Annotated in this window: 15 protein-coding genes; 7 read left to right on the forward strand and 8 right to left on the reverse strand. The window is 59.7% G+C overall.

All coding sequences use genetic code 11. The features are described 5' to 3' along the window. Positions 1-19: 19 nt before the first annotated feature. The 7 genes from nusA (at position 20) to CQ002_RS22145 (ending at position 9131) form a co-directional block, all read left to right on the forward strand. A complete protein-coding gene (gene nusA, locus CQ002_RS22115; RefSeq protein ID WP_025857112.1) occupies positions 20-1501 on the forward strand; it encodes a transcription termination factor NusA in 1482 nt (493 codons plus the stop codon). A gap of 27 nt (positions 1502-1528) precedes the next feature. Beyond that, positions 1529-4054 (forward strand): translation initiation factor IF-2, encoded by a 2526-nt coding sequence (infB, locus tag CQ002_RS22120; RefSeq protein ID WP_025857113.1) that lies wholly within the window; start codon positions 1529-1531, stop codon positions 4052-4054. A gap of 159 nt (positions 4055-4213) precedes the next feature. Next, positions 4214-4609: a 30S ribosome-binding factor RbfA gene (gene rbfA / locus CQ002_RS22125; protein WP_016973761.1), complete on the forward strand. Its 396-nt coding sequence runs from the start codon at positions 4214-4216 to the stop codon at positions 4607-4609. A gap of 3 nt (positions 4610-4612) precedes the next feature. Further along, on the forward strand, positions 4613-5530 hold the full coding sequence (truB, locus tag CQ002_RS22130; protein WP_010206595.1) for a tRNA pseudouridine(55) synthase TruB: 918 nt from the start codon (positions 4613-4615) through the stop codon (positions 5528-5530). A gap of 115 nt (positions 5531-5645) precedes the next feature. Continuing rightward, on the forward strand, positions 5646-5915 hold the full coding sequence (gene rpsO, locus CQ002_RS22135) for a 30S ribosomal protein S15 (RefSeq protein ID WP_003177875.1): 270 nt from the start codon (positions 5646-5648) through the stop codon (positions 5913-5915). A 194-nt stretch (positions 5916-6109) separates the two neighbouring features. Then, positions 6110-8215, forward strand: coding sequence for a polyribonucleotide nucleotidyltransferase (gene pnp, locus CQ002_RS22140; protein ID WP_017528788.1), 2106 nt, complete (start codon positions 6110-6112; stop codon positions 8213-8215). 295 nt (positions 8216-8510) lie between these two features. Further along, complete coding sequence (locus CQ002_RS22145; protein WP_003212178.1) at positions 8511-9131, forward strand: BON domain-containing protein; 621 nt, start codon at positions 8511-8513, stop codon at positions 9129-9131. A 285-nt stretch (positions 9132-9416) separates the two neighbouring features. On the opposite strand, the gene CQ002_RS22150 is transcribed toward CQ002_RS22145, so the two are convergent. The 8 genes from CQ002_RS22150 to folK all read right to left on the reverse strand — a co-directional run bounded on the left by CQ002_RS22150 (position 9417) and on the right by folK (position 20757). Further along, complete coding sequence (locus tag CQ002_RS22150) at positions 9417-12335, reverse strand: DUF748 domain-containing protein (RefSeq protein WP_105162869.1); 2919 nt, start codon at positions 12333-12335, stop codon at positions 9417-9419. Between the two features lie 88 nt (positions 12336-12423). Beyond that, positions 12424-13440, reverse strand: a complete 1017-nt coding sequence (locus CQ002_RS22155) for a class I SAM-dependent rRNA methyltransferase (RefSeq protein ID WP_105162868.1) — start codon at positions 13438-13440, stop codon at positions 12424-12426. Between the two features lie 57 nt (positions 13441-13497). After that, positions 13498-14367: an oxygenase MpaB family protein gene (locus tag CQ002_RS22160; RefSeq protein ID WP_105162867.1), complete on the reverse strand. Its 870-nt coding sequence runs from the start codon at positions 14365-14367 to the stop codon at positions 13498-13500. A gap of 16 nt (positions 14368-14383) precedes the next feature. Beyond that, positions 14384-16321 (reverse strand): acetate--CoA ligase, encoded by a 1938-nt coding sequence (acs, locus tag CQ002_RS22165; protein WP_105162866.1) that lies wholly within the window; start codon positions 16319-16321, stop codon positions 14384-14386. A 105-nt stretch (positions 16322-16426) separates the two neighbouring features. After that, positions 16427-18091 (reverse strand): glucose-6-phosphate isomerase, encoded by a 1665-nt coding sequence (gene pgi, locus CQ002_RS22170; RefSeq protein ID WP_034107053.1) that lies wholly within the window; start codon positions 18089-18091, stop codon positions 16427-16429. A 225-nt stretch (positions 18092-18316) separates the two neighbouring features. After that, on the reverse strand, positions 18317-19168 hold the full coding sequence (panC, locus tag CQ002_RS22175) for a pantoate--beta-alanine ligase (RefSeq protein WP_069078283.1): 852 nt from the start codon (positions 19166-19168) through the stop codon (positions 18317-18319). Next, a complete protein-coding gene (gene panB / locus CQ002_RS22180) occupies positions 19165-19965 on the reverse strand; it encodes a 3-methyl-2-oxobutanoate hydroxymethyltransferase (RefSeq protein WP_034107049.1) in 801 nt (266 codons plus the stop codon). The genes panC and panB overlap by 4 nt, the downstream gene beginning before the upstream one ends. A 306-nt stretch (positions 19966-20271) precedes the next feature. Beyond that, positions 20272-20757, reverse strand: a complete 486-nt coding sequence (gene folK / locus CQ002_RS22185; protein ID WP_034107048.1) for a 2-amino-4-hydroxy-6-hydroxymethyldihydropteridine diphosphokinase — start codon at positions 20755-20757, stop codon at positions 20272-20274.

Genomic DNA, 20757 nt, shown 5'->3' on the forward strand with positions numbered 1-20757 from the left:
GCGAAAGGCGAGGCGTACGATGAGCAAAGAAGTACTGCTGGTTGTTGAGTCGGTATCCAATGAAAAGGGCGTACCGGCAAACGTGATTTTTGAGGCGCTGGAGCTGGCTCTGGCCACTGCTACCAAAAAGCGTTTTGAAGACGAAGTTGATCTGCGTGTGGAAATTAACCGCCACACCGGTGCCTATGAGACTTTCCGTCGCTGGACGGTCGTCGAAGAAGCCGATCTTGATGATCCGGCCATCGAAACCTGGCCAAGCAAGGTTGCTGAAACGCATCCTGGCGCCAAGGTCGGTGATGTCGTCGAAGAAAAGATCGAATCGATCGAGTTCGGCCGTATTGCTGCACAGACTGCCAAGCAGGTCATTGTGCAGAAGGTTCGCGAAGCCGAGCGCGCTCAAGTCGTTGACGCCTATCGCGAACGCCTGGGTGAAATCATCTCTGGCACCGTGAAAAAAGTGACCCGCGACAACGTGATCGTCGATTTGGGCAACAACGCTGAAGCGTTGCTGGCCCGTGAAGACATCATTTCTCGCGAAACCTTCCGTGTCGGCGTGCGCTTGCGTGCGCTGCTCAAGGAAATCCGCACCGAGAACCGCGGCCCGCAGCTGATCCTGTCGCGTACCGCGCCGGAAATGCTGATCGAGCTGTTCCGTATCGAAGTGCCGGAAATCGCCGAAGGCCTGATCGAAGTCATGGCTGCGTCCCGCGACCCGGGTTCGCGCGCCAAGATCGCGGTCCGTTCCAAGGACAAACGCATCGACCCGCAAGGCGCTTGCATCGGTATGCGCGGTTCGCGCGTCCAGGCAGTGTCGGGCGAATTGGGCGGTGAGCGTGTGGACATCGTGCTGTGGGACGATAACCCGGCGCAGTTCGTGATCAACGCCATGTCGCCGGCTGAAGTGGCGGCAATTATCGTTGACGAGGATGCCCATGCAATGGACATCGCCGTTGGCGCAGACAATCTGGCTCAGGCCATTGGTCGTGGTGGTCAGAACGTGCGTCTGGCCAGCCAACTGACCGGTTGGACCCTGAACGTGATGACCGAATCGGACATCCAGGCTAAGCAGCAAGCTGAAACCGGTGACATCCTGCGCAACTTTATCGAAGAGCTGGAAGTCGATGAAGACCTGGCGCAGGTGCTGGTAGATGAAGGCTTCACCAGCCTGGAAGAGATTGCCTACGTACCGTTGGAAGAAATGCTCAACATCGACGGCTTTGACGAAGACACCGTCAACGAGCTTCGCGCTCGGGCCAAGGATCGTTTGTTGACTAAAGCCATCGCTACTGAGGAAAAGCTGGCAGACGCCCATCCGGCCGAAGACCTGCTCTCGCTTGAGGGTATGGACAAGGATTTGGCGATGGAACTGGCGGTGCGCGGCGTAATTACCCGCGAAGACCTGGCCGAGCAGTCTATTGACGATCTGCTCGACATCGACGGCATTGACGATGATCGTGCCGGCAAGTTGATCATGGCCGCCCGAGCCCATTGGTTCGAGTAACTAGGCGCGGCCTGAGGAGAGAAGTGCATGACGCAAGTCACGGTGAAACAACTGGCCGATGAGGTCAAAACACCGGTAGAGCGCCTGTTGCAGCAGATGCGTGAGGCAGGTCTGCCGCACACCGCCGCCGACGAAGGTGTGAGCGACAGTGAGAAGCAGTCTTTGCTGACTCACTTGAAGAGCAGCCACAAGGCGAAAGTGGAAGAACCGCGCAAGATTACATTGCAGCGCAAAACCACCAGCACCCTGCGTGTTGCTGGTAGCAAGAGCATCAGCGTTGAAGTACGCAAGAAGAAAGTCTTCGTACAGCGCAGCCCGGAAGAAATCGAAGCCGAGCGCAAACGCGAACTGGAAGAACGTCGCGCAGTAGAAAATGCTGCTCGTCAGAAGGCTGAAGAAGAAGCCAAGCGTCGCGCCGAAGAAGAAGCGCGTCGCCAGCCTGCTGCTGCGCAACCTGCTGCCACTGAAGCGGTCGCCGCACCTAGCGCCCCAGTAGAAGCTGTGCGTGAGGCCGCTCCGGTTGCCGCTGCACCGGCACCTGCTGCTGACGCCCGTAAACGCGACGAACCTCGTCGTCCGGACAAGCCACGTGCTGACGATAACAATCGTCGCGGTGGTGGTGGCGATGGCGAGCGCAAAAACGCTCCACATCGTGCTTCGGTCAAAGAGAAAGCGCCTGCTCCACGCGTTGCTCCACGCACTACCGACGAAGAAAGCGATGGCTTCCGTCGTGGTGGTCGCGGCAAGGCCAAGCTGAAGAAACGCAACGCCCACGGTTTCCAGAGCCCAACCGGCCCTGTCGTGCGTGAAGTGAAGATCGGCGAGACCATCACTGTGGGCGATCTGGCCCAACAGATGTCGGTCAAGGCAGCTGAAATCATCAAGTTCATGTTCAAGCTGGGTACTCCGGCCACCATCAACCAGGTACTGGATCAGGAAACTGCCCAACTGGTTGCTGAAGAGCTGGGCCACAAAGTGACCCTGGTCAGCGACACCGCCCTGGAAGATTCCCTGGCCGAGTCCCTGAAGTTTGAAGGTGAGGCGGTTTCCCGTGCACCGGTCGTGACCGTAATGGGCCACGTTGACCACGGTAAAACGTCCCTGCTCGACTACATCCGTCGTGCCAAGGTTGCTGCGGGCGAAGCCGGCGGTATCACCCAGCACATCGGCGCTTACCACGTTGAAACCGACCGTGGCATGGTGACGTTCCTCGATACTCCTGGTCACGCCGCGTTTACCGCAATGCGTGCCCGTGGTGCCAAGGCGACCGACATCGTGATCCTGGTGGTTGCAGCGGACGATGGCGTGATGCCACAAACCATCGAAGCCGTTCAGCATGCCAAGGCAGCTGGCGTTCCGTTGGTTGTCGCTGTGAACAAAATCGACAAGCCGGGCGCCGATCTCGATCGCATCCGTAGCGAACTGTCGGTTCACGGCGTGACGTCCGAAGAGTGGGGTGGCGACACTCCATTCGTACCGGTCTCCGCGAAGATGGGTACCGGCGTTGACGAGCTGCTCGAAGCTGTTCTGTTGCAAGCCGAAGTTCTGGAACTCACCGCTACTCCATCGGCTCCAGGCCGTGGCGTTGTGGTTGAATCCCGTCTCGACAAGGGCCGTGGCCCGGTTGCGACCGTCCTGGTTCAAGACGGTACCCTGCGCCAAGGCGACATGGTGCTGGTCGGTTCGAACTACGGCCGTGTGCGTGCCATGCTCGACGAGAACGGCAAGCCAATCAAGGAAGCAGGTCCTGCTATCCCGGTCGAGATCCTCGGCCTGGACGGTACCCCGGACGCTGGTGACGAGATGAGCGTAGTTGCCGACGAGAAGAAAGCCCGTGAAGTGGCTCTGTTCCGTCAAGGCAAGTTCCGTGAGGTCAAGCTGGCCCGTGCTCACGCCGGCAAGCTGGAAAACATCTTCGAGAACATGGGCCAGGAAGAGAAGAAGACGCTTAACATCGTCCTCAAATCTGACGTACGTGGTTCCCTCGAAGCGTTGAACGGCGCCTTGAATGGCCTGGGTAACGACGAAGTGCAAGTGCGCGTTGTCGGTGGCGGTGTCGGTGGTATCACCGAATCCGACGCCAACCTGGCACTGGCTTCCAACGCTGTACTGTTCGGCTTCAACGTGCGTGCCGATGCTGGCGCTCGCAAGATCGTCGAGCAGGAAGGCCTGGACATGCGTTACTACAACGTCATCTACGACATCATCGAAGACGTCAAGAAAGCCCTCACCGGCATGCTTGGCAGCGACGTCCGGGAGAACATCCTGGGTATCGCCGAAGTACGTGACGTGTTCCGCTCGCCGAAATTCGGCGCGATCGCCGGCTGCATGGTTGTCGAAGGCACCGTGTACCGTAACCGTCCAATCCGTGTACTGCGTGAAGACATCGTTATCTTCGAAGGCGAGCTGGAATCCCTGCGCCGCTTCAAGGATGACGCTTCTGAAGTACGTGCCGGCATGGAATGCGGTATCGGCGTCAAGAGCTACAACGACGTCAAGGTGGGCGACAAGATCGAAGTCTTCGAGAAGGTTCAGGTTGCTCGCAGCCTCTAACTCGCGCACTTCCGGAGCCACGCGGCGTGTGGGCATGCAAATGCCCCTCGCTGCGTACGGACTCTAAACGCAACGCCCGGTCTGGCTTTTGTCAGGCCGGGCGTTTGCCGCTTTCAGACCCCACGGGTTTCACCGTGTGGCAGTAACAGGTAACAAGACATGGCAAAAGAATACAGCCGTACCCAGCGTATCGGCGATCAGATGCAGCGCGAGCTGGCCCAACTGATCCGTCGCGAAGTCAAAGACCCTCGCGTTGGCCTGGTCACCATCACCGCCGTAGAAGTGAGCCGTGACGTGGGTCACGCCAAGATCTTCATCACCGTGATGGGGCAGGACAGCAGCGAAGAGATCGCGCAAAGCATCAAGGTGCTCAACTCGGCTGCAGGTTTCCTGCGCATGCAGTTGGCCCGTGAAATGAAGCTGCGCAGTGTTCCTCAGTTGCACTTCCACTACGACGAAAGCGTCGTGCGTGGTGCGCACCTGTCGGCACTGATCGAGCGCGCCGTGGCTGAAGACAGCCAGCATCCGTCCACACCTGAAGACGCCAAGGAGTAAGCGGTGGCTCAGGTCAAACGTATCCGTCGCAATGTCAGCGGCATCATTCTGCTCGACAAGCCCATTGGCTTTACCTCCAATGCTGCGTTGCAGAAGGTCCGCTGGCTGCTCAACGCCGAAAAGGCCGGGCACACTGGCAGCCTCGATCCCTTGGCCACCGGTGTACTGCCGTTGTGCTTTGGCGAGGCCACCAAGTTTTCGCAGTACCTGCTCGATTCCGACAAGGGTTACGAAACCCTGATGCAACTGGGCAAGACCACCACCACGGCGGATGCCGAAGGTGATGTTTTGCAGGTTCGCGACGTGACCGTTGGTCGTGCTGATATCGAAGCCGTTTTACCCGGTTTTCGTGGAGAAATCAGTCAGATACCGCCGATGTACTCGGCGCTCAAGCGTGATGGACAGCCTCTTTACAAGCTGGCACGTGCGGGCGAAGTAGTGGAGCGCGAACCGCGTTCTGTTACTATTGCGCGCTTGGAATTGCTCGCCTGTGAAGGCGACACCGCCCGGTTGGCCGTGGACTGCAGCAAAGGCACCTATATCCGTACCCTGGTGGAAGATATCGGTGAAAAGCTCGGTTGCGGCGCGTACGTTGCAGAACTGCGACGCACCCAGGCAGGTCCTTTCAGCCTGGCCCAGACCGTCACGCTGGAAGAGTTGGAAGCCGTACACGCCGAAGGCGGCAACGAAGCGGTCGATCGTTTCCTGATGCCATCGGACAGCGGTTTGCTGGATTGGCCATTGCTGCACTTTTCGGAGCACAGCGCGTTCTACTGGCTCAACGGCCAGCCGGTACGTGCCCCGGATGCCCCGAAGTTCGGCATGGTGCGGGTACAGGATCATAACGGTCGCTTTATCGGTATCGGTGAAGTGAGCGAAGACGGGCGCATCGCGCCACGTCGACTGATTCGGTCAGAATGACCGAACGAGTGTGGCTGTTAACAGGCACGGTCAACACTCATTTTTAGATACAGGGATTTGTCCCTGGCCTGTTGAAACTGCCCTTTGGGTGGTTTCCTGAAAAAAGGATTGCCTCATGGCTCTCGACGTTCAAGAAAAAGCACAAATCGTTGCTGACTATCAGCAAGCTGTTGGTGACACTGGTTCGCCAGAAGTGCAAGTTGCACTGCTGACCCACAACATCAACAAGCTGCAAGGTCACTTCAAGGCCAACGGTAAAGATCACCACTCCCGTCGTGGTCTGATCCGCATGGTAAACCAGCGCCGTAAGCTGCTGGACTACCTGAAAGGCAAGGATCTGGGTCGTTATCAGACTCTGATCGGTCGCCTGGGTCTGCGTCGCTAATAAGCGATTGCGCTAGAGGTTGGTTGTCTGCCGTGTGTCAGTGGGATTCCTGCTGGCCCATGGCAGGCTCCCAGCCTCAAGTTTTATCTGGATACACGTTTTACCCTGGACTAGCGTCGGGCCGATTCCCGGCATTGCCCAAGAATTTCGCAAGAAGACAAGTTCCCCAAGAGCCACAAAGAAGGTAGGACACCGTGAACCCGGTTATCAAAAAATTCCAGTTCGGTCAGTCGACCGTTACCCTCGAGACAGGCCGTATCGCCCGTCAAGCCTCCGGCGCAGTGCTGGTTACCGTTGACGACGACGTTACCGTACTGGTGACCGTTGTTGGCGCCAAGACCGCTGACCCGAGCAAAGGCTTCTTCCCTCTTTCTGTTCACTACCAGGAAAAGACTTACGCTGCCGGTAAGATCCCTGGCGGTTTCTTCAAGCGCGAAGGCCGTCCTTCCGAGAAAGAAACCCTGACTTCCCGACTGATCGACCGTCCGATCCGTCCGCTGTTCCCAGAAGGCTTCATGAACGAAGTGCAGGTTGTCTGCACCGTCGTTTCCACCAGCAAGAAGACCGATCCGGACATCGCTGCGATGATCGGTACCTCGGCTGCCCTGGCCATCTCCGGTATTCCTTTCGATGGTCCGATCGGCGCTGCCCGCGTTGCCTTCCACGAAAGCACCGGCTACCTGCTCAACCCGACTTACGAGCAACTGAAAGCATCGAGCCTGGACATGGTCGTTGCCGGTACCTCGGAAGCCGTATTGATGGTTGAATCGGAAGCCAAAGAGCTGACCGAAGACCAGATGCTGGGTGCTGTGCTGTTCGCCCACGACGAATTCCAGGCGGTCATCAAGGCTGTCACCGAACTGGCCGCCGAAGCTGCCAAGCCAACCTGGACCTGGGCTGCTGCCCCGGAAGCCACCGAACTGCTGGGTGCTATCCGCTCCGAGTTCGGCGCTGCCATCTCCGATGCCTACACCATCACCGTCAAGGCCGACCGTTACGCTCGCCTGGGCGAGTTGAAGGACCAGGTCGTGGCCAAGCTGTCCGGTGAAGAAGGCCAGCCTTCTGCCAGCGACGTCAAAGCTGCATTCGGTGAAATCGAATACCGCACCGTTCGCGAAAACATCGTTAACGGCAAGCCACGTATCGACGGTCGTGACACCCGCACCGTACGTCCGCTGAACATCGAAGTCGGCGTGCTGCCGAAGACTCACGGTTCGGCCCTGTTCACCCGTGGTGAAACCCAGGCCCTGGTCGTTGCGACCCTGGGTACTGCACGTGACGCACAGCTGCTGGACACCCTGGAAGGCGAGAAAAAAGACCCCTTCATGCTGCACTACAACTTCCCTCCGTTCTCGGTGGGCGAGTGTGGTCGCATGGGCGGTGCTGGTCGTCGCGAAATCGGTCACGGCCGTCTGGCCCGTCGTTCGGTTCAGGCCATGCTGCCGGCTGCTGACGTGTTCCCTTACACCATTCGTGTTGTGTCGGAAATCACCGAGTCCAACGGTTCCAGCTCCATGGCTTCCGTTTGCGGTGCTTCCCTGGCGCTGATGGACGCTGGTGTGCCGATGAAGGCACCGGTTGCCGGTATCGCCATGGGCTTGGTTAAAGAAGGCGAGAAGTTCGCCATCCTGACCGACATCCTGGGCGATGAAGACCACCTGGGCGACATGGACTTCAAAGTAGCCGGTACCGCCAAAGGTGTGACCGCGCTGCAGATGGACATAAAGATCAAGGGCATCACCGAAGAAATCATGGAAATCGCCCTAGGCCAAGCCCTGGAAGCGCGCCTGAACATCCTCGGCCAGATGAACCAGATCATTGGTCAGTCCCGTACCGAGCTGTCGGAAAATGCTCCGACCATGATCGCGATGAAAATCGACACCGACAAAATCCGTGATGTCATCGGTAAAGGCGGCGCGACCATCCGTGCGATCTGTGAAGAGACCAAGGCGTCGATTGACATCGAAGACGACGGCTCGATCAAGATCTTCGGCGAAACCAAGGAAGCTGCAGAAGCCGCGCGTCAGCGCGTTCTGGGCATCACCGCAGAAGCCGAGATCGGCAAGATCTACGTCGGTAAGGTTGAGCGCATCGTCGACTTCGGCGCATTCGTCAACATCCTGCCGGGCAAAGACGGTCTGGTTCACATCTCCATGCTGAGCGACGCTCGCGTTGAGAAAGTGACTGACATTCTCAAAGAAGGCCAGGAAGTGGAAGTGCTGGTACTGGACGTGGACAACCGCGGCCGTATCAAGCTGTCCATCAAGGACGTAGCAGCAGCCAAGGCTTCGGGCGTTTAATCACGCTTAAAGCTCACGCTGAAAAAAGGACTCTTCGGAGTCCTTTTTTTATGCCTGCGGGAAAAGGCCGAATAATCAGACGCTTACCAGGCTCCAAAAGCCGCAACTTGCATGCAGGGATGGCTGGCTTCATGCAAGTTGCACGATTCCGAAAATCACGCTATTTCATAACTTATTGTTTTGTAAGGATTTATTCTGCGATTCGGACTTGGCACACTGCCTGCAATAACCCTGTTAACGCTGCAGCATCAAGGTTCACACACTGCAGACTTTTAATAAAACAGGAGTTACTCGTATGAAGAAGTTCGCTCTCGCTACTGCTACCGCTCTGACCCTGGCCATGGGTGCTAATGTTGCCTTTGCTCAGACTTCCCAAGCCCCAATGACTTTGGCGGCCGGTGAAGTGACCAAGGCTAAAGAGTCCACCTCGGATACCTGGATCACCACCAAAGTGAAAGCTGACCTGCTGACCGAGAAAGGCATTCCGGGTTCGGACATCAAGGTTGAAACCAACAAAGGTGTGGTTTCCCTGTCGTCGACAGTTGCCATCTCTGACGCTCAGAAGGCTACTGCTGTAGCAATCACCAAGAAAATCAAAGGCGTAACCGCCGTTTCGGCTGACGGCCTGATGGCTGGCGGCGCGACCAAGGCTGACAACGTCGACAAAACCAAAAGCGCAGCAGCGGGCGCCAAAGAGTCCACCTCGGACACCTGGATCACCACTAAAGTGAAAGCTGACCTGGTCACCGAGAAAGGCATCCCAGGCACCGACATCAAAGTCGAAACCAACAAAGGCGTAGTGTCCCTGTCTTCGACCGTAGCGGTCACTGAAGCCCAGAAAACTACCGCGGTGAATATCACCAAGAAAATCAAAGGCGTTAAAGCTGTATCGGCCGATGGCCTGAAAGCAGAGTAACGCTAGAGGATTTCGTCTGAACTAGGCGGCAAAGAGTGAGCTAGTTATCCACTCGAAGTACCCCACAGGTTCATGCGACCGGCCACAAGGATGTGGTCATTAAAGGCCCCGACATTCGTGTCGGGGCCTTTTCTATGTCGGGTCGAAACGCAGTCCTTGGCCCAACGACTAAAGGAACTGGCTCTGGCTTGCCAGCGATGCAAACACCTCAGTCATGGAGTTGACTCGGGGTGATGCTATCGCCGGCAAACCAGCGTGTGGATCGGGACAGGTGTCGTTCAGGGATTATTCGGCATCCAGGTGCATGGGCGTGACGACCCGGCCGTCTTTTTCAGCCTGGCCCAGGTTGGCATCAATGAAGTACACCCGGTCGTCTTCCAGCTGGCCCTTGTCCACCAAGTAGTCCTTGATAGTGCTGGCGCGGTCCTGGCCCAGTTGGCGCAGCAACACATCGCTCGTGCTCCAGAACTTGATCACACCGTCCTTGAGCTTCGCAGTGCGCTCATCGCGGCTCAGGTCTTTCCATTCGGCTGGGGGTTGCTGTTTCAAGCGGGTGCGGTAGATACCTTCAAGCAGTGGCGCTTTTTCACTTTCTGGCACGACCAGCAAGGAGGCCTGGGCCGGCACCTTGTCACCACGACGTTGGAGCATTTTGTAGTAGTTGTACTGGTATTCGCGTTCCAGACGCTGCTCGGCGAGGAGCGGCCCATCGCTGCTGGCAGCGGCGGTGCCTTCGATTTCCAGGCGCAGGGTGGGGCGTTCTTTCAGCGCCTTGGCCAGCGTGTTCAAGGCGCCCTCGGCGTCTTTGTTCAACTCGCTGGAACCTGCGGCGAACGACACATTCCCAAGGTCTTCCGAGCCGCCACCGGCCACTAACCCACCAATGAACCTGAAGGGCGCTGTCGCTGCGCGCACTACCAGGTTACGCAGGGTCTGCCACACAATCGGCATCACGCTGAATTGCGGGTTATTCAGGTCGCCGGTCACCGGCAGTTCGATGGAGATCTTGCCATCGCTGTCCTTGAGCAGCGCGATCGCCAGGCGAATCGGCAAGTCCACGGCATCGGCGCTGTCGACTTTCTCACCCAGTTGCAATTGCTCGACCACCACCTTGTTCTCGGCCTTCAACTGGCCCTTGGTGATCACGTAATGCAAATCGAGGTTGAGGCGGCCCTTACGAATACGGAACCCGGCGAACTTGCCGGAATAGGGCGTCAGCGTGGTCAGCTCCACGCGTTTGAAACTGGTGGCGATGTCCAGCGCTGCCATTGGATCAAACGGGTTCACGCTGCCCTTGATCGTGACCGGCGCGTAGCGGTCCACCTTGCCCTTGATGTCGACGCTGGCCGGTTTGGCCTGGCGGCTGTCGATGGTGCCGATCTGCCCGTTGAGCTGTTGAATCGCCGTGGCGAAGTTGGGCGTGAGGCTGAAGTCGGCAAAGTTCGCCGAACCGTCGTTGATCGCAATCTGCCCGATACGAATGCCCAGTGGCTTGTCCTTGCTGGCGGGCTTGGGACTTTTGTCGGCCGGTTGCGCAATCAACAGGTCATCAACGTTGGTGGTACGGTCATCGTTAATCATGAAGCGTGCGTAAGGCTGTAGCAGGTTGACCTTGTCGATCGACAGGCTATCGCCGTGCTGGTAGTTCACGCCTTCGAGCACCAGGCGCTGCCATTTGAGGAAGTCGCGGGTCTTGAGGGTGTCCAGCGTGTGCAATTGGTCGACCTGCGCGCGGCCTGTGACCTGCAACTTCAGGGGGGCGGTGCTTTTCAGGTTCACATCGAGATTGCTGCCGAGCATGCCGCTGCGCAGTTCAAGGCGGATGAAAGGGCTGATATAGGACTGGGCAACCCGAAGGTCGATATCCTGGGTGTTCACTTTGAGCTTGGCGCTGACCGGGTTGAGGTTGACCTCGCCGGTCGCCTGGATTTTGCCTTGCTTGCCTACACCTGAGTCGACTTTCAGGGTAAACGGGCTCTGGTTGAGGCTATCGAAGTTCTGCACATCGACATTCAGCGGGCCCACTTCCAACGCGACCGCGGGCTTGGCCTGGCGGTCAGCCAGGTGTACCTGATAGTTACGCAGTTGCACGTCCTTGAGCAGTACTTGCCAAGGCTTGCTGGGGGCGACGGGCTCGGGTTTTGGCGAGTCGGCGGTGGCCGGTGCCGTTGCGGGCTCCGGCGCCTTGGCCGGTTTACTCGGTTGGCTGGCGAACAGTTTTTGCCAGTCCAGTTGCCCGTCGGCTTCAAGGGCCGCCCAGGTTTCCAGTTTGTTGCTGCGGATCTTGCCGACCACCACTTGCTGCTTGGCCAGGTCCACCGTGGTTTCGCTGACGTCCAGGCGCTCCAGGCGCACCAGTGGGCGACCGTCGGGTGCCTTGATGGCAAATGGCGCAATGCTGGCGGTGGTGTTGGTCAGATTCAGTTCGGTCTCTTTGGCCAGGCTGAACTTGTACTCGGTGCTGAAGTTGAGCACGCCGTCTTCAAGCACCAGTGGCAGCGCGTCACGCACATAGGGCCACCAGGCTTTCATCTTGCCATTGGTGACCTTCAGCGTGCCTTCGGAAATGATCGGCACCAGGCTGAAATTGCCTTTCCAGTCGATTTGCCCACCCTCAGGTCCGGCCGCCACGAGAGTCATGTCGGCATTGTCTTCAGGCAAGGTGCTGAGGTTTTTCAGCTCGAAGTCGAGGGTGTCGTAGAGGAATTCGATAGGTTCGCTTGGGCGTAGGTCCTGAAAGTGTACATAGCCGCCCGCCAGCTTGATGCTGTCGATACGCAATGGGAAAGGCTTGGCATCCGGATCCGTCGGGGTTGGCTCGCTGGGGGGCAGCTTGAACAACTGCGCCAGGTTCAACTGGCCGGACTTGTCGAACAACAACTCAGTCTTGGGCTTGTCCAGTTGCACATCGGCGAGGTGCAGGGCGCGGGTCCAGAGACTGTCGATCTGCAGGTTGGCGTAGAGGCGCTCGAAACCTACCTGTTCCTTGCCGGGCTCACCGATTTTCAGTCCCCATGCCGTCACTTCCAGGCTGAACGGGTTGAGCTCGATCCGCTCGATCCGCGCGGGCACCGTGGCGTAATGGGCCAGTTGCTGGTTGGCAATGCGAAGCGCGATACCGGGAAGGATCAAAAAGCCCAGCAAGCTGTACAGGGCAAGGGCGGTCAACAAGGCGCCAGCGGCGCGAATCAATCCTTTGGGCATGGGGTGACGCCATCTATGTCAAACAGGAGTGCCTTGGAGTATGGCACGGGTTTTCGGTTCCGAAGAGCGGGGCCCTTTGAGAAACCTCTTACAACTGAAGTATCAGGGTTTTCAGCGGGGGCTGTTGATCCTGCGAGGGAAAGTCCGCGCCTGGCGTCATGATTGTCCAGTCACGCACAGGGCGGCCGGCTTTTTCCGCGCAACGCAGGACCTGTTCGCGCCAGTCATCCATGCTGACTTTCGCCAGGTTGTTGCAGCAGATCAGCACGCCATTGTCGGCAGTGGCCAGCAGCGCAGGCTTGAGCAGGCTTTGGTAGTCGCGCAGCAGGTCGACGGTGCCGAATGCACTCTTGGCCCAGGCCGGTGGATCCAGCAATACCAGGTCGTATTGACGCGCTTCCAGGCGTGGATAACTTGGCAGCTTTTGCCCACGCCGCTGGGTGATCGGCAGGCCCGCCAGTTGGCGAATGGCCGGGAAATAGTCGGACTGCACGAATTCCATGGTCGGCAACTGCGGGTTCAGCAGGCCGTTCTCGCGCCCGACCGCCAGGTTGCCCTCGGCGAAGTCCAGGTTGCACACCTCGCGGGCCCCCCCGGCGGCCGCGCTCAGGCCAACGCCGCAGGTGTAGGCGAACAGGTTCAGCACGCTTTTGCCGGTACTGTGCGCCTTGACCCAGCCCCGCGTGTTGCGCAGATCCAGGAACAGCAGGGGATCTTGCCCGGCATGGCGTCCGCGCACGCGGTAATTGAGGCCCCACTCGTGGCCAACCAGGTCTTCCAGTGCTGCGGGTTCGGCGCGATACACCGTGTCTTCACGGTCGATGCGCGAATTGCCACGGGAGCGGTCGTTGTACACCAGCAACAATTCAAGTCCCATGGACTGGTTGACCTGTTGATGCAAGGCCAGCAGGTCTTCGGTTTCCAGGGATTGATGGAAGCTCTGCACCAGCAGTTGCGGGCCGTAGCGGTCGATGGTCAGGCCGCCCGCGCCTTCCTGGCTGCCATGGAACAGCCGGTAGCAGTCGGTGCCCTGGGCGTGCAGTTCGCTGAGCAGGTCTTGGCGATGATCGAGGGCGGCGCGCAGCGCCTGATTCAAGGAAGACATGGAGCGCGCCTTGCTGGGGAATTGAGGGCGCGAAGTTTAACAGCTATGCGCCGTCGCCTACATCAACCCCATCCGCCGATGGGCACGTTGTACCGAACCGTTGCGCATGGCCCAGCGCAGCATCGGTGCACTGCGTTTGACCCCGGCACGGATCATCTGGCGTTGCAGTGGGCTCTGGTGCTGTTCGAGCATGGCGCTGGCCCAATCCGGCAGCAGGTCGATGCCGGCCTGCATCATCAACGCGCCCAACGGCTTGGCCAGCAGGCTGGGGGAGGGCGCATTCAGAAGTAAACGCAGCACTTCGCGACTGCGGTCGTCGCACAGCAATTGTGGGCGGATGCGTGCCAGATAATCCGAAATTTCCTGCCGAGAACGCGGCACGTGCCGCGCGCCCAGCTGCTCGGCCACCAAGGCAATTTCACTGTAGTAACGGTCCTGGTCTCGACCGGACAGGTGTGGGTTGCGATAGCGCAAGTGCGCGGCCAGGAAGTTACTGACTTCCGCCACATGCACCCAGGTCAGCAGTTCCGGGTCGCTGGCGGCATAAGCCCGACCGTCCGGCGCATGGCCAACCACCTGAAGGTGAATGGTGCGCACTTTTTCGATCAGCCATTCGGCATCTTTACGCGAGCCGAAGGTGGTGCCGGAGATGAACTGCGAGGTGCGCCGCAAGCGTCCGAGCATGTCCTGGCGAAAATTAGAATGGTCCCACACGCCTGCCAGGGCCAGTGGGTGCAAGGCTTGCAGCATCAAGGCGCTGATGCCGCCGATGAGCATGCTGCTGAAGTCGCCATGGACTTGCCAGCTCACCGAGTCGGGACCGAACAGGCCTGGGTCGCCCTTGGGGTTTTCCAGGTCCAGTTGGCCCAGCGACAGGCCGGTCAGGCTCATCAACTGGGTTTCGATACGGCTGCGGATAAATTCCATGGCGACGTGGGGTTTCCTATCGGTTCAGGCGTTTGTCGATCAAGCCTTCGACTACGCTCGGGTCGGCCAGGGTGGAGGTATCACCGAGGCTGTCGAGTTCGTTGCAGGCGATCTTGCGCAAAATCCGGCGCATGATCTTGCCAGAGCGGGTTTTCGGCAAGGCCGGTGCCCATTGAATCAGCTCCGGCTTGGCGAAGCTGCCAATTTCCTTGCTGACCAGCTCCAACAGGTGTTTTTTTAGTGCGTCGCTGGGTTCCACGCCATTCATGGGGGTGACAAACGCATAGATGCCCTGGCCCTTGACGTCATGGGGATAACCCACCACGGCGGCCTCGGCGACCTGGTCGTGCAGCACCAGGGCGCTTTCTACCTCGGCGGTGCCGATGCGGTGACCGGACACGTTGATCACATCGTCGATGCGCCCAGTGATCCAGTAGTCGCCGTCTTCATCGCGCCGTGCGCCGTCACCGGTGAAGTAGTAGCCGGGGTAGGGTTTGAAGTAGGTGTCGATCATGCGCTGCGGATCGCCGTACACACTGCGGATCTGCCCCGGCCAACTGGCCTTGATCGCCAGCACGCCACTGCCGGCGCCGCTGAACTCCTTGCCGTGTTCATCCAGCAACACGGGCTGTACGCCAAACATCGGCTGGGTGGCGCAGCCAGGCTTGATCCGCTGCGCGCTGACCAAGGGGCTGAGCATGATGCCGCCGGTCTCGGTCTGCCACCAGGTATCCACAATCGGGCAGCGCTGTTCACCTACCGCATTGAAGTACCAGTCCCAGGCTTCCGGGTTGATCGGTTCGCCGACGCTGCCCAGCAGGCGCAGGCTGGCGCGGGAGGTGTTCTCCAGGGGGCCATGGCCTTCGCGCATCAGTGCACGCAAGGCGGTGGGCGCGGTGTAGAAGATGTTGACCTTATGCTTGTCGATCACCTGCCAGAAACGCGAACTGTCTGGGTAGCTCGGCACGCCTTCGAACATCAGCGAAGTCGCGCCATTGGCCAGCGGGCCGTACACGATGTAACTGTGGCCGGTGACCCAGCCCACGTCGGCGGTGCACCAGAACACTTCGCCCTCACGGTAGTCGAGCACGTATTTGAAGGTCATCGCCGCTTGCAGCAGGTAGCCGCCCGTGGTGTGCAACACACCCTTGGGTTTGCCGGTGCTGCCGGAGGTGTAGAGGATGAACAGCGGGTCTTCGGCGTCCATCGGCTCGGGCGGGCAGTTGTCGCTGGCGGCATCCAGGGCTTGTTGATACTGGATGTCGCGGTCTTTCACCCAGTTCAGGTCCGCCCCCGTGCGCGCCACTACCAGCACGGTGCTGACGTTGGGGCAACTGGCCAGGGCCTTGTCGACATTCTGTTTCAGTGCCACCGGCTTGCCGCCGCGCACGCCTTCGTCTGCGGTGATGACGGTTCGACAGTCGGCATCGAGAATACGGTCACGCAGGGCGTCCGGCGAGAACCCGCCAAACACTACCGAATGCACGGCGCCAATCCGCGTGCAGGCGAGCATGGCGTAGGCGGCTTCCGGAATCATCGGCATGTAGATGCATACCCGGTCGCTTTTCTTCACGCCACGGCTTTTCAGCACATTGGCCAGGCGGCTGACGTTCTGGTGCAGTTGGCGGTAGGTGATGCGGGAGGACTTTGCCGGATCATCGCCTTCCCAGATGAAGGCCGCCTGATCGGCGCGTTGCGCCAGGTGCCGGTCGATGCAGTTGTAGCTGACGTTCAGTTGGCCGCCGGCGAACCATTGCGCGGCACCGGTGTTGATGTCCGAGCGGTGAACGGTGTGCCAGGGAGTTATCCAGTCGAGAAAGCCTTTGGCTTGTTCAGCCCAGAAGGTCTCTGGCTGCTCGATGGATTGACGGTAGAGGCGCTGATAGTCCTCTTGACTGAGTTGCGCAGCCCGGCGGACGGCATCGGCGGTGGGGAACGTGCTGATATCGAACATGAGCGATCCTTATTCTTGTTTTTGCGACAAGTGATAAAGATGCACCCTGCCGGGGGAGGGTTCAAGGCCAACCTCCAAACGGACGTTGGCCCTGCAATACCTGTATCAGCCGCGGTGACGACCGCGGAAGTAGTTGATCAGGCCCTGGGTCGAAGCATCCTCGGCCGAGGTTTCTTCGGCGCCGGTCAGGCGGTTGTAGACGCCCTTGCCCAGTTCCTTGCCCAACTCCACGCCCCATTGGTCGAAGGCGTTGATGCCCCAGACCACGCTCTGCACGAACACCTTGTGCTCGTACATGGCGACGAGCGCACCCAGGCGGCGCGGGCTGATGCGCTCGACCACGAGGGTGTTGCTCGGACGGTTGCCCGGGATCACCTTGTGCGGTGCCAGCTTTTGCACTTCATCTTCCGGGATGCCTTTGTCGCGCAGCTCGGCTTCAGCTTCGGCGCGGGTCTTGCCGAGCATCAGCGCCTGGCTCTGGGACAGGCAGTTGGCGTACAGCCACTGATGGTGGTCGGACACGGGGTTGAAGCTGACGATCGGCACGATGAAGTCGGCCGGGATCAGTTGGGTCCCCTGGTGCAGCAACTGGTGATAGGCGTGCTGACCGTTGCAACCCACGCCACCCCAGATCACCGGACCGGTATCGGTCGCCACGGGGGTGCCATCCTGGCGCACGCTCTTACCGTTGGATTCCATGTCCAGCTGTTGCAAGTGTTTGGTGATATTACGCAGGTAGTGGTCGTACGGCAGGATCGCATGGCTCTGCGCACCCCAGAAGTTGCCGTACCACACGCCCAGCAAGCCCAGCAGCACCGGCATGTTGGCTTCGAATGGCGCGTTCTGGAAATGCTGGTCCATGGTGTAGGCACCGGACAGCAGCTCCTTGAAGTTGGACATGCCGATCGCCAGGGCAATTGGCAAACCGATGGCCGACCACAGCGAATAACGACCGCCGACCCAGTCCCACATCGGGAAGATGTTTTCTTCGCGAATACCGAAAGCCACGGCTGCCGCGTTGTTGCTGGACACGGCGATGAAGTGGCGGTACAGCTCGGCTTCCGAGCCACCCTGCGCCAGGTACCAGGCACGGGCGGCCTGGGCGTTTTTCAGGGTTTCCAGGGTGTTGAAAGACTTCGACGAGACGATAAACAGCGTGGTCTCGGCGCGCAGCTTCATGGTCAGCTCGTGGAACTCGCTGCCATCGATGTTCGCCAGGTAGTGGCAGCGCACGCCCTTGTGGGCGTAGGACAACAGCGCTTCGGAGACCAGCTCCGGGCCGAGGAACGAGCCACCGATACCGATGTTCACCACGTCGGTGATCGGCTTCTCGGTGTAGCCGCGCCACAGGCCGTCGTGGATGCGGCCGACCAGGTCAGTGATCTGGTTCAGCACCTTGTGCACGTCCGGCATGATGTTCACGCCGTTCACCGACAACTTGTCGCCTACCGGGCGGCGTAGGGCAGTGTGCAGGGCAGGGCGACCTTCGGAAGAGTTGACCGGCTCGCCGGCGTACAGCGAGTTGATCGCGTCTTTCAGGCCGACTTCATTGGCCAGGCCCACGAGCAGGTCGCGGGTTTCGCTGGTGATCAGGTTTTTCGAGTAATCGAGGAAAAGTCCGCAGCTGCTCAAGGTGAACTGGGAGAAACGCTGAGGATCGGCATTGAACGCTTCGCGCATGCTGAAATCCTGCATGGCTTGGCGATGTTGATTGAGCGCTTGCCAGGCGGGCAGAGCGGTAACGTCATGAGGAGTGCGGTAGTACGCCATCGCTGCGGGTTTCCTTTTATTACGGGGACTGCCTTTAGGACACTTCTAGGCCCGGAACGTCCAGTCTTTCATCAAGTAATGGGTTCCAGACAGCGCTAACCATAGCGCAGGGCGATTACATTAAACCTAGCGAGTCGATATGTCTTGGCTTTGTCTGCGCTCAGGCCGGTACTTTTTTATACCGGCACTTTTTATCTACGCAGCGAGGAGGGCAACGGGGAGGGGTCAGTCGAGGGTCAGATGCAGGTTGTCGATGAGGCGGGTGGCCCCTAGATAGGCGGCTACCAGAATCACGATATCGCGGTCCTCGGGTGTGGCTGGGCGCAAATGCACGCCCTGGCGCACTTCGAGGTAATCCAGGCGCAACCCGGCCGCTTCGATCTGTGACACGTGTTCGGCGCGCAGCCTGGCAAAATCGTGGTCACCGGCTTTGATCGCTGCGCCGATCTGGCTGAGGCTGCGGTACAGCACCGGGGCAATGGCGCGTTGCTCATCGGTGAGGTAGCCGTTGCGCGACGACAGCGCCAGGCCGTCGTCGGCACGCACGGTGGGCTCGCCGATGATCTGGATGGGCATGTTCAAGTCGTGGACCATGGCGCGGATCACCGCCAGTTGCTGGTAATCCTTCTGGCCGAACACGGCGATGTCCGGCTGGACCATGTTGAACAGCTTGCTGACCACCGTCGCCACGCCTTCGAAGTGCCCCGGACGGCTGGCGCCGCACAGGCCTTCAGACAATTGCGGGACGCTGACGCGGGTCTGGCCGGTCATGCCGCCGGGGTACATTTCCTCGACGGTGGGCGCGAACAGCAGGTTACAGCCGGCTTGCAGCAGCTTTTCCTGGTCGGCGGCGAGGGTGCGCGGGTATTTGTCCAGGTCTTCGCCGGCGCCAAACTGCAACGGGTTGACGAAAATGCTGGCCACCACGAAGTCGGCCTGCTGGGCGGCCTTGGTCACCAGGGTGGCGTGGCCGCTGTGCAGGTTGCCCATGGTGGGCACGAAGCCAATGCGCTTGCCGGCGCTGCGGGCGTGGGTCACGGCAGCGCGTAATTCACGTACGGTTTTTACGGTGTTCATGCAGAGAATCCGTGTTCGGCGCCAGGGAAGGTCACGCCTTTGACTTCAGCGACGTAGGCGCTCAATGCGTCGTGGATACTGGCCTGGCCAGCCATGAAGTTCTTCACGAACTTTGGCACGCGGCCGCTGATCGACAGGCCGAGCATGTCGTGCAACACCAGCACCTGGCCATCGGTGGCGGAACCCGCGCCAATACCGATCACTGGCACTTTCACGGCCTGGGTGATCTCAGCGGCCAACTCGCTCGGTACGCACTCCAGCAGAATCATGGCCGCGCCGGCTTGCTCCAGGGCAATGGCATCAGCACGCATCTGGCGCGCCTGGGCTTCATTGCGGCCTTGTACCTTGTAGCCGCCGAGGATGTTCACCGACTGCGGCGTCAGGCCCATGTGTGCGCAAACCGGCACGCCGCGCTCTGCCAGCAGGCGAATCGACTCGGCGAGCCACACGGCGCCTTCGACTTTGATCATGTGCGCACCGGCTTGCATCAGCTTGCCGGCATTCTGGAAGGTCTGTTCGAGCGTCGCGTAACCCATGAACGGCAGGTCGGCGATGATGAAGGCGCCATCGTTGCCGCGCTTGACGCTGGCGGTGTGGTACGCAAGTTCATCGGTGGTGACGGGCAGGGTGCTGTCATTCCCTTGAAGAACCATGCCCAGGGAGTCGCCCACCAGCAGCACTTCAACCCCGGCCTGGCAACTGGCGTGGGCGAAGGTGGCGTCATAGCAGGTCAGCATGGTGATTTTTTCACCTTTGAGCTTGAGGCTCTGCAAGGTGGTCAGGGTAATGTCTGGCATGAAAAGGGTCCTCGTTCAGGCGCTTGGAAACAGCGAGTAACGCGCGTGAGTCTTCGTTTATACAGGCGCACTGTCTTGAGAGCAGTGCTTATAAGGCCTGGATTGCGCCCTTTAGCGCCGGGTTGGCGGCAGCGGGACGCCTATAGTCGTGAGGAGGACACGGGAAGTCAATTGGATGTGTTACCGCATTGTTACGATGGCGGTGTTACCGCTGTTACTGACGCGATTCAGCAACTTGAGCGCCGTTTTCCAGCGACGGGAGATTGCACTGTGGGAGCAGGCCAGCCCGCGCCCACATCGACCGAGTCAGTCTTGGGGGAGGCGCTCCAGCCCGACAAACGGGCAGTCGGCAAGTAAGTCGCGCAGGGTCTGGCCGTCAGGCAATGACAGGGTGGCGGGCGCCAGTTCCGCCAGCGGGTACAGCACAAACGCGCGCAGATGCATTTGGTAATGGGGCACTTTGAGGCGCGGCTCGTCGATCAGGCGATCGCCAAACAGCAGGATGTCCAGGTCGAGCGTGCGCGGGCCCCAGCGCTCAAGGCGTTCGCGGCCTTGATCGTTCTCGATGGCTTGCAGTGCATCGAGCAGTGCCAGGGGCGCAAGGCTGCTGTCCAAGGCGGCCACCGCATTGGTGTAGCGCGGTTGGCCCGGCAGCAGTGAATCACTTTGATAGAAGGCCGAGACACCGGCGACGGTGGTGCCTGGCAATTGCGCCAGCGCGCCGATAGCACTGCGCAATTGCTGATCCGGGGCAGCCAGGTTGCTGCCCATGCCGATGTAGATGCGTTCCAC

This window comes from Pseudomonas sp. MYb13 (assembly GCF_002980075.1).
GTDB lineage: Bacteria > Pseudomonadota > Gammaproteobacteria > Pseudomonadales > Pseudomonadaceae > Aquipseudomonas > Aquipseudomonas lurida.